We start from the raw sequence: 14,559 nt of genomic DNA, 5'->3' as shown, positions 1-14,559 counted from the left end.
CTGATAGAAGTTTCACTTTATTATCTTTAACATTTCAGCTCATTTTTTAAAATTCAATAATATGTCTTGGCTGTAAGAGAAAATGAGAACAAATCAGTTTCATCTTTACTTTGATTGGAATAATACTCTATTCCGTTCGAACACGCTAGCAGAGAAACGGCTACCCCTAGAAATATTATCGATTTTCTTAATAAACTATCACCTCCTATATAGACATTTATTAAAGCAAAGATACTTTATTTTAATCTAAATTATTGTATGTTTTTTTCATTAAAATATAAACTCTTGCTCATACTAATGTTGGGAGGTATACCGACTTATGATACAAATATGGATAGCTAGTTTTTTGCTATTGGCTCAACCTGTAGAGCTTCCTAATAGCCTAACGGTGACCCAACAAGGACAGACAATCGCTGTTGTTAACCGTGAAAATTTTACAACATCCTTTCCTGGTACCCCAATGATAGATGTGAAAAAATATCGTCAATTTATTGATAAACTTGATCAGCAAATTTACCGGGCCCCCATAAATGCTACAATCAATGATCAGGGAAGAATCGTACCGGGACAGGTAGGTTATCATCTTTATCGAAAGGCATTTGATGAGCAATTCTATACTTACTTTTTTAGTAATAAACCAGCAAAGATTGAAGTACCAAAATTAGATATTTATCCGAAAGTTGATAGTGAACTGCTTGCACATATCCGGACACAGCAGATTGGCCAGTATGTGACATATTTTAATTCCAGCAATAAAAGTCGCTCACACAATATATCACTTGCCACCGAAGCAATTGACAATCATGTTGTTTTCCCTAATGAGACATTCTCCTTTAACCAAATTGTGGGGAAGAGAACTAAAGAGAAGGGTTATATGAGTGCTCCTATTATTGTAAGAGGTGAATTATCTGAAGGAATTGGCGGAGGAATTTGCCAAGTGTCATCAACATTGTTTAATGCTGTTGATCGTGCAGGACTGCGAGTCGTCGAACGATACTCACATAGCAGGAATGTACCTTATGTCCCACCTGGACGTGATGCTACTGTAAGCTGGTATGGACCTGACTTTCGCTTTCAAAACAAATATAATCAGCCAATATTGATTCGGGCTAAACGATATGGGGGAAGTATGATTGTTACACTTTATTCTTCTGATGTGATCAATCATGAACCGCAAAAAATTCCTAAAGCTCCATCCCGATTACCAAAAGAGGTTAATGTGGAGCGTTAAATACATATCTTTCAGCTAGCCGAGTAAAAGTAAATCATTACAATAGAACTCATTTTGATCAATCTTTTTCAAAATGAGTTTTTTCTTTTTTCTTAAAGTTAATATTTTATAGATGTTTCTAAATAAATATTTAATCTTAATCTATATGCCGGAGTGGTTCATATTAAATATTTTCCTTTTACCCAGATTGTTAATTTATTAAAAAACTAACTGATGTAGTAAAAGGAAATCTAGATATGAGAATAGAAAATAGTAATAAAAAATCTTTAAAAAGGAGATTAGAGAATGAATCGTTTAAATTTAATTACTCTTGGTGTAAAGGACATGGTGGAGTCGCTTAATTTTTACCGTGATGGACTTGGATTTGAAGTAGTTGTATATGGAGATGAAAGAAATCCAGATGTGATTTTTTTTAATAATGCTGGGACGAAAATCTCACTATTTCAAATTGATCGTTTAGTGAAGGATATTAACGAAAAAAGTCCGCCAGTAGCTGTCGGGGGATTTGGAGGAATTACACTCGCTTATAACGGAAAGTCAAAAGAAGAGGTTGATGAAGTATTTTTATTAGCCGAAAAAGCTGGAGCAAAAATCATTAAAGAGCCTGAAACAGTATTTTGGGGAGGATATAGCGGATATTTTCAAGATCCAAACGGATTTTATTGGGAAGTTGCATATGGAGAGAGCTGGGAATTTGATGAGAATGATATGTTAATTATTCGTGAAAATTAAGAGGATAATATAGTAAGCAATTTAATGTTATATAGAGTTTTGATCAATTGGATAAACAAATTAAATTTATGTGATTTTAAGGTAATGTCTATTAAAAGAACAGAGAAAGTTCAGAGAAATATTGGTACAAGCTTAAAATAATGCGTGCACTAGTCATTTGACTAGTGCACGTTCGATGTTCTCTTATTCTGCAGCGGCAATCTTTGCTTTTATAAGGTTTTGGCTCAGTGGTGCTTCTCTATTTTTTAATGTATTAATTAATAAATGCCTTAATTCGTTGTATCCTTTTAAATCTCTATAGTCAGATGCTTCCTCTATTTTATTAGCTAAAGGATTTTCTATATCAAGGGTGACTGTTCCTGGTGATCCATTGATCGTAATAATTCTATTTGCTAGAAAAATGGCTTCGTCTACATCATGAGTGATGAAGAAAATAGTTTTGTTCGTCTGTTTCCAAAGTTCCCTTAGCTGCTCCTGGATGGACTGTCTCGTAATCGAGTCTAGGGCAGCAAATGGTTCATCCATTAAAATTACTTTCGGTTCTGTTGCAAGGGAGCGGGCGATCGCCGCTCTTTGCTTCATTCCGCCGGATAATTCATGGGGCAGCAAGGAAGAAAATTCAGTCAATCCAACCATATTTATATAATGATCGATAATTCGTTTTCTTTCTGATTTGGGAAGTTTTTTCATTTTTAATCCAAATTCAATATTTTTTTCAACACTTAACCAGGGAAAGAGATTAGCTTGCTGAAATACTACCCCGATATCGGCATTCGGTCCTTTATGTTTTTTACCGTCAATTTTCACTTCACCGGAAGTGGCATTCTCATAGCCAGCTATAATTCTTAAAAGGGACGTTTTACCGCAGCCGGATGGTCCTAACACACATATGAAATCGCCGGTATTTACATCGAGATCAATATTTTCTAACACTCTTAGCGTCTTTGAGCCTGATTGATACTCCATCTGCATATCCTTCAAGCTTATAAAAGGTGCCTCTCCAGCTTGCTGATTATCGTAAGTATTTAATGGCAATGTATATCTCTCCTTTCTTCATTATTTCAGATGTAAAATAGCTGATTGATATGTTGATAGATCTGGTGAAGACGGGATGATTGCCTGATCCTTTAAAAATTGCCCTGTTGATTCTAATACATTTGCAAACTGGCCTGTTTCTTCATTCGTTCCTAAATAATCAGATGCTTTCTGTTCAGAGTAATCAAGCCAAATTAAGCCTTCCATTTGCTGAAGAGTCTGTTCTTCTGTTAAACCGAGAGCAGGAGCAAGTGTTTTTGCTGCTTTTTTCGGATCTTCACGGTATAAGTTAATGGATTCATCTAATACACTTATATATTCCTTGATGAAAGATGGGTATTTATCCGCAAATTTCTTTTGAACAACTCCTGTATCCGAAGTAATGACTCCTTCTTCTGCAAGTTTTTCAGCTGAAAGTAATACTGATCCGTTATCTTCTAATATTTTACCGAGAGTAGGATGCCACACAAAAGCTCCATCGATATCTCCACGCTGCCATGCTGCTAAAATATCTTGCGGCTGCATATCAAGAACGGATAATTGATTTGGATCAATACCAGCTTTATTTAAAGCTGTCAGTAAGCTGAAATGGGCAGTAGACCCGAAAGGAACTGCGATCTTTTTACCGGCTACATCTTTGATACTTTCAATCCCTGTATCCTCTCTTACAACTAATGATTCTGCATCACCGATTACATCGTGGATGAAATACACTTGATACGGGAGATTGTTGGCAATCCCAGTCGTAAGAGGAACAGAACCGACTAAGCCAAGATCAATGTTTTCTGAAGCGATCGCCGTATTAACATCTCTTCCTGAGTCGAATTCGAGCCATGTAATTTTTGTGTTAGGAAACTTCTTTTCTACTGATCCTAATTGTTTTGCTAAAAGCTCTGCATTAGGAATAACTTGATATCCAATGCGTACTTCTTTTGGTACATCTTCATTTGCATTTTCCTCATTAGGCTTTTCGGATGACTGGGGTTTGGAAGAGCATCCGGAAATGATAAGTGAAAATATAAGAATAAGCGCTAGAATATTAATTTTTTTCATTTTATATCTCCTGTTATTCTTTCCCTTTCCAAGGGAGTAATTTTTTTTCTGATAGACGTACACAAGCATCGATAGATATAGCCAGGATCGACATAATAAAAATACCTACAATAATAATGTCGCTTCTTAAGAATTTGCTTGCATCAAGTACCATCCATCCGAGTCCTGATGTTGCAGCGACCATTTCAGCAGCTACTAATGTTGTGTAAGTAAAGCCGAGGGAAGTACGGATTCCGGTAAAAATTTCTGGCAGGCTCGAAGGAAAAATAATATGGGAAAATACTCTCCACTTCGTAGCACCAAGCGATAAGGCAGCCTGTATACGATGCTGAGGGATTTTTTGTACACCCGATAAAGCCGAAAGATAAAGCGGTGCAAAAGCTCCCAAGTATAAAAGCGCAATTTTTGAAGCATCTCCAATACCAAGCCATAATACTAGCAATGTATAGTAAGCAAGCGGCGGCAATGGCCGGTAGAACTCAATGAACGGTTCAAATATTGCCCGAATGGAAGGGGAATATCCGCTTAATAGACCGAGCGGCACCGCTGTTACGAGTGCTAGTAAAAAGGCGGCAGTCAAACGGAAAAGACTGTCTAATATATGCAAAATCAAAGGGTTCCCTTTATATCCTTCTTTGAGAATAATTGTGAAAGCTTCCCATAATTTCATAGGAGAAGGAACAAAAAGAGGATTCACTGCATTAAAATAGCTCAATACGGACCAGATTAGAAAGACTCCGAGAATAGCAGATATGGAAAGAATGGGCGGTATATATTTCTTTTTCATAGTCTTAGCCCTCCAATTTCCGCAAATTTCGTTTTATGACATAACTTGTTTTTTCATATCCCATTTTTTCGGTGTAAAAACGATGGGCCTCTGTACGGTCAAATCTAGAGCATAAGGCTATCGTTCCGCATTCTTTTTTCTCAGCAAAGTCCTGTAAGTAATCAAGCAGAACTTTGCCATATCCTTTTGAGCGTTGCTTATGATCTGTTACTAAATCATAAAGCCATAAATGTCTTTGAAAATATAAGTTTGTCACTATACTAAAGCCAGCAATGGCTACAATTTTCTCTTCCACATACAACCCAACAATCTTATATCCTTGTGGAATCATTTCATTTATTAATTGATAAAATGAATTTTCATTCAACTCGGGCTGTAACTGTTTGATTAGTGGAAATGCATTTTTCCAATCTTTCTCTAAGTTGATTTCTTTTATCTCTTGGGCAACTGCATTCATTATTGAATCCCTGCCTTTATCGAGCTTTGTTTTAAAGGTAAATGAGGGAAAAGAAGTTCAGATACCCGGTAAGCCTCTTCTAAATGCGGGTAGCCTGAAAGAATGAACGTTTCAATCCCCAGTTCTTTATATTCTTTCAGTCTTTCAGCAACTGTTTCGGGATCTCCTACGAGTGCCGTACCTGCTCCCCAACGTACAAGCCCGACTCCAGCCCATAAATTAGGACTGATTTCAAGTGATTCTTTACTTCCGTTGTGAAGTTCTGTCATTCTTCTTTGGCCGACAGAATCTTGGCGTGCTAATATTTTCTGTGTAGCCGAAATAGCTTTCTCATCTACATATTTAATCAGCTCATTCGCTGCTTCCCATGCTTTCTCTTCTGTCTCGCGTACAATGACATGAAGGCGCATGCCAAAGCGTACGGTTCTGCCTTTTTCCTGTGCTCTTCTTCTAATATCTTCTATTTTTTCTTTTACAGCTGTAGGGGGTTCCCCCCATGTTAAGTACACATCTATGTGCTCTGCGGCAATTTGATGGGCAGCTTCAGAAGATCCTCCAAAATAAAGGGGTGGATAAGGAGTCTGAACTCCGGGATACAGAAGCTTTCCATTTTGTATGTCATAGTATTTTCCTTTAAAATCAACTTTTCGTTTTTCCATTATGTTTTTCCAAATATATAAAAATTCATCTGTTATTTCATAGCGTTCACTGTGGCTCACATGAATTCCGTCTCCAGCGAGTTCAACCGGGTCGCCGCCAGTGACGACATTAATTAAAAGACGTCCTTCTGATACTCTGTCGAAAGTTGCGGCCATACGCGCTGCCGTGGTAGGAGTCATTAATCCAGGTCTTACAGCGACTAGGAATTTGAGTTTTTTTGTAGCGGATAATAAAGAAGATGCGATAATCCATGCGTCTTCACAAGTTTGACCTGTCGGAATTAATACTCCGGTGTAATTTAAATCATCTGCTGCCTGTGCAACTTGTTTCAAATAAGAAATGTTCACTTCCCGTTTTCCTATATTTGTTCCGAGATAGCGTCCTTCCCCCGATGTCGGGATAAACCAAAATATTTCCATAAAATTAAGCTCCTTTTTAATAAAAAAAGGCTCCTTCTACATACGTATCACAAGGAAACGTAAGTAAAAGAAGCCTTCGGTTGTCCGATTGGCGTATATAGTTGTAATATATTTAGATATTAATCATATTTTTCCTATTAGTCAAGTGTGAATTGGGTTTTAATAGTCTATTTTCTTATAATAATTTATGTTCTTTAATAAACAATATTGTGGGATTTTGAATTTAACTATCTCTTCTGAAGGTGTAACATGCAAATCATTGAGATACTGAAGATTCCTAACACCTGGAATTTGACCGATGCTTTAGCTGTTTTGTCAAATGATCGTCTAGTTCATTCATAGCTCTAATATATTTCTTAACTTGTAAATCAAGAATTTATCCTTATAAAGAACTATTTATTTTCCTCCAAAACATGCTATTTTTATTTGTTCGGTTATTAAACATATTGCTATCAATTTAAACTATATTTAAACAATCCTTAAATAGGCTTTAAAAAAAGAGCTATAGAATCATAAGTAGTCATAAAAAGAGAAAACAGTGTATCTGATATAAATATTTATTACAAAAAGCGGTGAAATTAGTGGGAATAAGGAAAAAATTTAGATTTTGGATTTTTATTAGAAATATTGTATTGATTATTGCAGCAATTCTTTTTATTGGGGTAATATCTAGCCAGATAATCACGATATATGAAAAAAATAAATACCCACCTTTAGGACAATTGGTGGAAGTTGATGGAAAGAGTATGCATGTATATACAAAGGGGAAAGGTGCAAACACGATTGTTTTATTAAGTAGTTTGGGTACTGCGGCACCCGCATTGGATTATGAACCTTTGATTAATGAAATGGCAAAGGATAATAGAATAGTAGTGGTAGAGACATTTGGATATGGTTGGAGTGATGTTACTAATAAGGAACGAACGGTTGAAAACATCGTAGAAGAAATAAGAACAGCATTAAAAAAAAGCGACTATAGAAGGTCCTTACATTTTAATGCCTCATTCCGGTTCCGGCATCTACAGTATGTATTATGTTAATAAATATCCTAATGAAATTAAAGCGGTCATAGGAATTGACTGCACTTTACCGCAAGCAGTGGAGTATTTTGATGAATCTCCTCCAGTCATGCCCAGGTACTTGGGTGCTATAGCACCGATTGGAATTGCGAGACTGGCAGTAAATATGAATCCGGAGGAGTACCTTCCGATTGCCGATCAGGGAACCTATTCTGATAATAACTTAGAGATGACTGAGGCCATTTCTGCCTGGAAGCTTACTAACAAAAATATCGTTGCTGAAGCTAATGAAATGAATCGTAATATCAATAAAACAATCAATATGTCATTTCCTCCAAAAATCCCCGTTCTGATATTTGCTGTTAAAGATGATAAAGTGACGGAAGATGGGAAAACAATTGTATCTTTTTATCAAACGCAAATAAGCGATTTACGTTCTAAGAAGCTTGTTGTATTAGAAGGACATCACTATCTGCATTGGTCTCGTTATAAGGAAATGAGCAAAATTGTTAATGATTTTATAGGAACATTTTAATGACGATTACATTTAAAAATGAAATCTATTCTAAACACTTTCTTATTGTTACAGGAAAGTGTTTAGAGTGTTTGTTCATTATCAATTGTAAAAAATTTACCGGTGATAGATTCCTGAGTTAACTGAAAAAGAATAGCATCTGCAATATCATCTGATGTTGGGATTCTCTTAAGTGGTAAACTTCCCGCAAGCTGATACATTTTTTTCTTGATTGCCAGACCACCATCTTGTATCAACTGCGCGAGGAGAGATACTATTCACTCTGATATAAGGTGCTAATGCGATAGCTAAAGATCTTGTCATTGTATGAATGGCTGATTTTGTTGCTGCGTATGGAAATAGATGACCCTATTCCAGTCATTCCTGCCACGCTCCCCATATTAACGATTACACCTGATCGCTGCTTTTTCATATAAATTATACAAGATAGGTCCTTCTTCCTGTGTTTTAATATTTTGCAAGAAATAGGTAACTATATATCTATTATTTGCTATAATATGTTTTGTTGTTTATAAAATGGAAAAAAGGAGACAGACTACTATGCTAAGAGAAACTCGTCCTTATCCTTTGGTTTTTGCTATTGTTTTGCTTCTGAGTTTTTTGATTCCTGTTTCACCTGCAAAAGCAGAAACAGAAGCGGAAGCCGTAACGATTATGGGACCTTCTAAGTTGACTTCAAAGCAAATGGGTGATTACGTTCTTCTGAATGAACAGGACCCAAAGCTTACTAATATATCTATTTATAAGCTAGCTGAACTATATCTTGAAATTGGAAAAAAAGAAGGAGTACGTGGTGATATCGCATTTGGTCAGGCAATCCACGAAACCGGTTTTTTCAGATTTCAGGGAGATGTAATACCTGAACAGAATAATTATTCAGGAATTGGAACGACTGGTGGGGGAGTGAAAGGTGCGTTTTTTGCAACACCTGAAGAAGGAGTTCGTGCACAAATTCAGCATTTAAAAGCGTATGCCAGCAAGGAACCGCTGAATACTGAGCTTGCAGATCCGAGATTTCATCTTGTGACACGTGGAATTGCTCCTCTATGGACAGATTTAAATGGGAGATGGGCCGTGCCTGGAAAGGGATACGGAGAAAAGGTTCTTCAATATCATTTTAATATGTCACAAATGACTCTTACTATTCCACATGTAGATTTACCAACTAATCATAAGCTGCCAGTAGGGAAACTGACGATAAATGCTGATGTTCCAATGCTTGCTCCTGATGGCTCAGTATTTAAAACGCTTAAGAAAGATGAAAAAGTTAGAGTCTTTGGGGTTTTAGGCAATAATTATGATGTTGGTGGAGGTTATCTTGTAGAAGCCAACAGCAGTAAAATGAGTTTGTACATAGGTAGAATTCTTATTAAGGATTCCAAAACTGTTATGTACAAGCCAGATGGTACTGTCCACCGTATTTTCAGATTAGGTGAAGCGCTTATGGTCTTTGATTATGATGAAGAGACTTATCAGGTAGGCGGAGGCTTTTATGTGAAAAAATCGGATAAACCGATTTACCATTTAGGCCGAGTTGAGTTCTCAGCGGATACTGTTATGTACAAGCCTAATGGAGATCCTCACAGTACTCTTAAAAAGGGATCGAGTTACCGTGTATTTGGAATTGATGGTGACCGTCTTGATATGGGCGGCGGCTATACAGTTCAATATAATAAAAAAACTATGACCTATATTAACTGACTTGAAATCAGACAGCTTGAGCCGCTGTCTGATTTTTTATGAATGTGCTGCTTAAGTATTTCTTGACCTTCATTCATATAATCAATTCGATGGCAAAGCAGTTATTATTAGATAGAGCTTATTAACTCCTTGAGATGTAAATAAGAATATTTCATCAGAAGGTATAGTGAAATTAACTTTATTAAAAAATAGTCATTCGTTAACAAGGAAGAAAATTAGATGCTTAATCTAAGTTCTTCCTTTTTCTATGTTCATTAAGAAATCAGGAGTTTAGGAAATGGTAACCGTATCTTAATTTTTAAAATTGTTAATATTTCCATAAGGAACCGTTTAAATAGTATTAAGCTTCCCCTATTAGACTAAAGAAGACTGTGCAAGGAATGACAAGTAGTTGTTTTTTGAATAATTATTAAAAGTTTTTGAAGTATTTAGGAGGATTCGTATTGAGTAAAAGTCGTCGATTAAGTATCATTGCAGCTGTATCATTAACAATATACATTCTAATTTTATCGTTAGGATCATCTGAGATTAAATATCCATTACCATCTTACAATAAAGCGGATATTTTTAATTACATAGTAACTGAAAGTGAAAAGTTAAATCTCCCGTCTTTTTCTGCTGAGGATGTTACCTTTATTAATGCGAAGGCAAACAATAGTATTGGCCGCTATGTGGAAAGCCATCAGTTTGATGAGGGGCAACTGGATGAACTCCAGCAAAAAGTACCTATTTATACTATTGAGGTGGAGACAGGTGAGCGGTTATATGAAATTAATCCAAGTAACGGACAAATAACAAGAGCGTCAGGAATCTCATTACCGTTCAACGAAAAAAATAGTATAGATAACTTTATTCAGACTTATTTCGGCAGCGGATATACATTGCAAACACAAAAAGCTTCAGAAGGTGAAATCTTTACTGATTGGCATATGAAGTATGTCTATACAGCATCAACCTCATTGGATAACATATCAAAGGTTGTTGAGATCTATACGAGTGAAAATAAGATTATAGAATTTCAACAGTATGGAGCGGCTGCAGGATTTCCGTTGCAGGAAGTAGAAGATTCGACCGGTTTAATGATTATTTCTATATTTATGCTGCTGTTTCTTGTCACACTTCTTATTATCGTCACTGTACAGCTCATTAAACGTCTAATTAAAAAACAAATCGAAGCGTTTGTCGCACCATTTTTATTGTCATTGGTTGCGGGCTTTGGATGGTTTTTCCTAACGAGTGCAATGGGAAGCTCCATTACTGGTTTTGGGGCAATCGAGCCTGCTTTTATGACTTATCTCACTCTTGCTACATTATTAATACGTTGGAAAAAGTCTGCTAAGAGTCATGAAATAAAGATTCTTGAGTGGAAAGATGCCATTTTTCAAGGTTTGTTATTGACAATTATCTTTTTTGCTTTGACTAGTCTGTTCTTTTACATCACTGGATTTTTTGGCAGCTGGATTTCTCCAGTCTTAAATCATGGACTCCTGATTAACGTAAATCCGTGGATTCTCCCGATATTTACTCTTTTTATCGGTTTAAGTGCCGCTGTCACGGAAGAAGCTGTTTTCAGAAGATATATGATTCCCTTTTTTGATCGTTTTGGTGTAATTACTTCAGTTCTTTTAACATCTTTTTTATGGGGAATTCTCCATCTTGCTTATGATGTACATCCGTGGTACTTGAGAGTGATTGAATTTATGATCATTGGAGGGCCGTTTTTCTATTTTGTTTATAAAAAATTCGGTTTTAAAACAGCGGTTTTCTGTCACTATTTCAATAACAGTTTGATTACTGCATTTTTTCTATTTTCCGTTAATATCAATGTGGCAATAGTTGCCCTGTTTCTTAGTGTCAGTCCATTGCTATTTCTGTTGTATAGAACGAAATAATATATTTCTGCAGAGTACTAAATTTCTTTTACATTATAGATTACTATTTGTGTAAAAAAGAATAATAGAGAAAGAGTGCAGCGTGATAAATTTTGTAGAAACAGCTTGTTGATTGAAAAAATCATAAGCTGTTCTTTTTTTTGATTTATTAAAGAATAAAGGACGAGGGGAATTTTGGAGTTCAGCCGATATAAATATAAAGCAGCTCATATTTATAAAGAAGGTGATTAAATGAAAATTCAATCAAACAGTACCACTTTGATTCCATCTTATTCTTCTGCACAAAGTAATGATATTCATTTTAAGGAAGTCCAATTAAGCTCTGCTGTGATAAGTGAAAATATGAAAGAAGCTAAATCTTCAGATATTCGGGAAGATCTTTCAAGTAAGTATGATGTTCGAAAAGCTACAGTTAAAGAAATAACTGAAATATCCCAAGCGCTATATAGAGCGGGAGAGACTTCTTTAAAAGAAGTTGTGATTTTAATATTCGATTATGAAGGGGTAACGAATAATATAATACGAAGATAATTAATCTCTTAGCACAACTAGAAAGATAGAGAATTCAAGAAGGAAATTAATATTTCGAAAGGGTTGTTTATAGTAAAAAAGTCACGATAAAATACCAATATAATTACAAACGTGATAAAATATTCATAGATTTTATTGGATATGAAAGTGATGGTTGAACATAATGAATTTAAACTCCCTTGGGAAATTAGGAAATAGGCTCTTATCTTCAATAATAGTTTCGGCTTTAATTATTGTTATATTAGTTATTACTTGCACAGTAAGTGTTAGGTTATTCTTAAATATTAATATACAAGGCCAGCGGGCATTAGATAATATTGAGGAGTCAGCTAATAACTTATTTAAGTCTCTTATAGATCAAGAAACGGGACAGAGGGGTTATAACTTAAGCAAGGATAGTACGTTCTTAGAACCTTATTATGAAGGAATGAAGATATTTTCGGAGAATTCGAAGGACCTTAGAGAAAAAACGGAGGATTTTCCCGATTTACATATAGAAGTAAAACAGGTTGTTCAAAAGGGTGAATATTGGCAAGAAAATTACGGGGAACCTCTGGTAAATTTGACACTAGAAGGAAAGCATCCAACTGTTCAGCTATTAAAAGAAGGGAAAAAAGCGCTTGATGATTTCAGATATACAACTAGTGACTTCTCCAAGAAAGTAGAGGCGCAAAGAAGTAATGTCAGGAACACTATGAATAAGAGAATTAATATGGCACTTACTGCATTAGTGATAATTTTAATTGGAATTATATTCATAAATCTATTGATTAATTATCAGATCCTAAAGTCTGTTATTAAACCGATTATTGAGTTAAGTAGCTCAGTGAAGTGTTATACTGATCATAATTTTTCCAAAGGAATTCCTGTATATAGAAAAAGAGATGAATTATTTGAATTAATTAAAAATATCGATTTAATGAGGACTGAATTATCACAAAGTATTACTTCTCTAAAACTAAAAGTAAATTATGATGAGTTGACAGGTCTTTATAATAGACGATATTTTAATGAATTTATAATAACAGAGTGGGAATTAGCTAAGAAAAATTCATTCAATTTCTCGCTTATACTTTTTGATATAGATCATTATAAAAATTTTAATGATACATATGGGCACTTAGCTGGGGATGAGTGTTTAAAAACTATTTCCGAGTGTATTCAAGTATATAATGCGGAGCCGTTAAGTTTTGCTGCAAGATATGGCGGGGAAGAGTTCGTTGTGCTTCTTCCGCAGGGAACAGAACATGAAGCACTGTCAGTAGCTGAAAATATAAAGACTGCCATATTAGATTTGAAAATCCCGCATAGAAGCTCTCCTGTTAATGAATATGTGACAGTCAGTATAGGTGTTGCCTCTGTTATTCCTATAGGAGAAATGGCATCTAATGAGATCATTTCAATGGCAGATGAGGCTTTGTATAAATCTAAACAGAATGGACGTAATAAAGTAACCAAATATATGAGCAAAAGCCAATATTCTGATGTGAACCCTGTCTAAAATGAATATTATGAATGAACACTTGACCCTATCGTTACGTGATAATTTATATTTTATGTATCTTAGTTAGAAAGGGTTGAAGTGTAATGGAATTTTATTCTATGCCTTTATTTGTGAAAATGTTTGTGAGTAATATGGCAATTTCACTTAGTTGGTACAAAGATGTTTTAAATTTAAAATCGGTGTTTGAGTTGCCGGATAAAGATGGGAAAACTGTAATGGCTCATATCCGAGGAAAGAAATATCAAGATATAATGCTTGTGTCAAAGCAAAGTGATCGTGAATTTAACGGAGAAGGTGTAATTCTTAACTTTGCTGTAGATGATATTGATAAATTTGCAATTAGAGCAACTAAAATTGGAGCAGAAGTCAAAGAAGGACCTGTTGATCGACCTTGGAATGCTCGTGAACTTGTTTTAAAAGACCCGGATGGTTATGTTATAACACTTTCTATGATGATAGATAAAGGAAAAGCTTTTGATGACGTTATAGACAGGGTTAGATAGAGATAAGGGAGCGTTAAGAACTAGTATTGTGGACTTTCACAACTAAAAGGACCTATTTTAAAGGTCCTTTTAGTTGTTTATTGAATTAATATGTCGTTTTACTTTTTAATTCTTGCAAATTAAACAAGAATACTATTAAAATAATGGTTATAAAAACTCTTATCCTATAATTACTTTTATATAGTTAATACTAATAGAAAAGATTTTTAAGTGATACTGAAAACTGAAGTGATTTTAAGGTTATATTTTTATGGGAAATAGTTGATTTTAAATTTTATTTGCAATTTTATTGACATCGAGAAGGAATCCAAGTAATATAGGAATTCCCCAGTGAGAGAAAATTATTTTAAAAATACTTTTTCTTTCAGAAAAGAATTTAGGGGTTTACAAGATTAGTTGTTTATGATAAGATTTAATCCTGTCCTTAACGCAAACGAAATTATGTTAAAAAAAATTTTAAAAAAGTTATTGACAGAGAAAAAGGAAAATGTTACGATGAC

Annotated in this window: 14 protein-coding genes and 1 pseudogene; 9 read left to right on the top strand and 6 right to left on the bottom strand. The window is 34.9% G+C overall.

The genetic code is table 11. The annotated features are described in order from the left end of the window. Nucleotides 1–319 precede the first annotated feature (319 nt). Together BFA01S_RS17065 and BFA01S_RS17060 are read left to right on the top strand one after the other, a co-directional pair. Nucleotides 320–1,231 carry a VanW family protein gene (locus BFA01S_RS17065; RefSeq protein ID WP_066233428.1) on the top strand — a complete coding sequence of 304 codons (912 nt, stop codon included), beginning with the start codon at nt 320–322 and terminating at the stop codon, nt 1,229–1,231. A 285-nt stretch (nt 1,232–1,516) separates the two neighbouring features. Continuing rightward, on the top strand, nt 1,517–1,963 hold the full coding sequence (locus BFA01S_RS17060) for a VOC family protein (protein ID WP_066233424.1): 447 nt from the start codon (nt 1,517–1,519) through the stop codon (nt 1,961–1,963). 183 nt (nt 1,964–2,146) lie between these two features. Here BFA01S_RS17060 and BFA01S_RS17055 read toward each other — a convergent pair whose 3' ends face one another. Genes BFA01S_RS17055 through ssuD form a run of 5 tightly spaced genes read right to left on the bottom strand, consistent with a single transcriptional unit; the run spans nt 2,147 to nt 6,374 of the window. Continuing rightward, nucleotides 2,147–2,998, bottom strand: coding sequence for an ABC transporter ATP-binding protein (locus BFA01S_RS17055; RefSeq protein ID WP_066233422.1), 852 nt, complete (start codon nt 2,996–2,998; stop codon nt 2,147–2,149). 21 nt (nt 2,999–3,019) lie between these two features. Beyond that, nucleotides 3,020–4,051: a taurine ABC transporter substrate-binding protein gene (locus BFA01S_RS17050; RefSeq protein WP_066233417.1), complete on the bottom strand. Its 1,032-nt coding sequence runs from the start codon at nt 4,049–4,051 to the stop codon at nt 3,020–3,022. 13 nt (nt 4,052–4,064) lie between these two features. Then, nucleotides 4,065–4,838, bottom strand: coding sequence for an ABC transporter permease (locus tag BFA01S_RS17045; RefSeq protein ID WP_066233415.1), 774 nt, complete (start codon nt 4,836–4,838; stop codon nt 4,065–4,067). 4 nt (nt 4,839–4,842) lie between these two features. Continuing rightward, nucleotides 4,843–5,295: a GNAT family N-acetyltransferase gene (locus BFA01S_RS17040; RefSeq protein WP_066233412.1), complete on the bottom strand. Its 453-nt coding sequence runs from the start codon at nt 5,293–5,295 to the stop codon at nt 4,843–4,845. Next, nucleotides 5,295–6,374, bottom strand: coding sequence for an FMNH2-dependent alkanesulfonate monooxygenase (ssuD, locus tag BFA01S_RS17035; RefSeq protein ID WP_066233408.1), 1,080 nt, complete (start codon nt 6,372–6,374; stop codon nt 5,295–5,297). Before ssuD ends, BFA01S_RS17040 begins: the two co-directional genes overlap by 1 nt. Nucleotides 6,375–6,955: 581 nt before the next feature. On the opposite strand from ssuD, the gene BFA01S_RS23705 reads away from it, so the two are divergent. Then, a complete protein-coding gene (locus tag BFA01S_RS23705) occupies nt 6,956–7,414 on the top strand; it encodes an alpha/beta fold hydrolase (RefSeq protein ID WP_328014383.1) in 459 nt (152 codons plus the stop codon). Further along, complete coding sequence (locus tag BFA01S_RS23700; RefSeq protein WP_328014382.1) at nt 7,371–7,928, top strand: alpha/beta hydrolase; 558 nt, start codon at nt 7,371–7,373, stop codon at nt 7,926–7,928. The genes BFA01S_RS23705 and BFA01S_RS23700 overlap by 44 nt, the downstream gene beginning before the upstream one ends. A gap of 62 nt (nt 7,929–7,990) precedes the next feature. On the opposite strand, the pseudogene BFA01S_RS17025 reads toward BFA01S_RS23700, so the two are convergent. Beyond that, nucleotides 7,991–8,343 (bottom strand): annotated as a pseudogene (locus BFA01S_RS17025) (SDR family NAD(P)-dependent oxidoreductase); the annotation flags it as partial. A 125-nt stretch (nt 8,344–8,468) separates the two neighbouring features. Between BFA01S_RS17025 and BFA01S_RS22065 the strand changes: the two are divergent. From BFA01S_RS22065 to BFA01S_RS17000, 5 genes are all read left to right on the top strand, one after another. Further along, nucleotides 8,469–9,629, top strand: coding sequence for a glucosaminidase domain-containing protein (locus BFA01S_RS22065; protein ID WP_082800050.1), 1,161 nt, complete (start codon nt 8,469–8,471; stop codon nt 9,627–9,629). 443 nt (nt 9,630–10,072) lie between these two features. Then, nucleotides 10,073–11,521, top strand: coding sequence for a CPBP family intramembrane glutamic endopeptidase (locus BFA01S_RS17015; RefSeq protein ID WP_066233406.1), 1,449 nt, complete (start codon nt 10,073–10,075; stop codon nt 11,519–11,521). A 231-nt stretch (nt 11,522–11,752) separates the two neighbouring features. Next, nucleotides 11,753–12,052 (top strand): hypothetical protein, encoded by a 300-nt coding sequence (locus tag BFA01S_RS17010; protein ID WP_066233404.1) that lies wholly within the window; start codon nt 11,753–11,755, stop codon nt 12,050–12,052. 163 nt (nt 12,053–12,215) lie between these two features. Continuing rightward, nucleotides 12,216–13,553, top strand: coding sequence for a diguanylate cyclase (locus BFA01S_RS17005; protein ID WP_066233402.1), 1,338 nt, complete (start codon nt 12,216–12,218; stop codon nt 13,551–13,553). Between the two features lie 86 nt (nt 13,554–13,639). Then, the gene (locus BFA01S_RS17000; RefSeq protein ID WP_066233398.1) at nt 13,640–14,059 is read left to right on the top strand and encodes a VOC family protein; all 420 of its coding nucleotides are present in this window, start codon (nt 13,640–13,642) and stop codon (nt 14,057–14,059) included. Nucleotides 14,060–14,559 lie beyond the last annotated feature (500 nt).

The sequence above is a fragment of the Metabacillus fastidiosus NBRC 101226 genome, assembly GCF_001591625.1.
Classification (GTDB): Bacteria; Bacillota; Bacilli; order Bacillales; family Bacillaceae; genus Metabacillus; species Metabacillus fastidiosus.
This window is presented reverse-complemented; position numbering and strand designations above follow the sequence as displayed.

What these genes read in the sequence shown, in the direction of transcription:
- BFA01S_RS17065 (WP_066233428.1), top strand. Translation starts at nt 320, where the DNA reads ATGATACAAATATGGATAGCTAGTTTTTTGCTATTGGCTCAACCTGTA.
- BFA01S_RS17060 (WP_066233424.1), top strand. Translation starts at nt 1,517, where the DNA reads ATGAATCGTTTAAATTTAATTACTCTTGGTGTAAAGGACATGGTGGAG.
- BFA01S_RS17050 (WP_066233417.1), bottom strand. Translation starts at nt 4,051, where the DNA reads ATGAAAAAAATTAATATTCTAGCGCTTATTCTTATATTTTCACTTATC.
- BFA01S_RS17045 (WP_066233415.1), bottom strand. Translation starts at nt 4,838, where the DNA reads ATGAAAAAGAAATATATACCGCCCATTCTTTCCATATCTGCTATTCTC.
- BFA01S_RS17040 (WP_066233412.1), bottom strand. Translation starts at nt 5,295, where the DNA reads ATGAATGCAGTTGCCCAAGAGATAAAAGAAATCAACTTAGAGAAAGAT.
- ssuD (WP_066233408.1), bottom strand. Translation starts at nt 6,374, where the DNA reads ATGGAAATATTTTGGTTTATCCCGACATCGGGGGAAGGACGCTATCTC.
- BFA01S_RS23700 (WP_328014382.1), top strand. Translation starts at nt 7,371, where the DNA reads ATGCCTCATTCCGGTTCCGGCATCTACAGTATGTATTATGTTAATAAA.
- BFA01S_RS22065 (WP_082800050.1), top strand. Translation starts at nt 8,469, where the DNA reads ATGCTAAGAGAAACTCGTCCTTATCCTTTGGTTTTTGCTATTGTTTTG.
- BFA01S_RS17010 (WP_066233404.1), top strand. Translation starts at nt 11,753, where the DNA reads ATGAAAATTCAATCAAACAGTACCACTTTGATTCCATCTTATTCTTCT.
- BFA01S_RS17005 (WP_066233402.1), top strand. Translation starts at nt 12,216, where the DNA reads ATGAATTTAAACTCCCTTGGGAAATTAGGAAATAGGCTCTTATCTTCA.
- BFA01S_RS17000 (WP_066233398.1), top strand. Translation starts at nt 13,640, where the DNA reads ATGGAATTTTATTCTATGCCTTTATTTGTGAAAATGTTTGTGAGTAAT.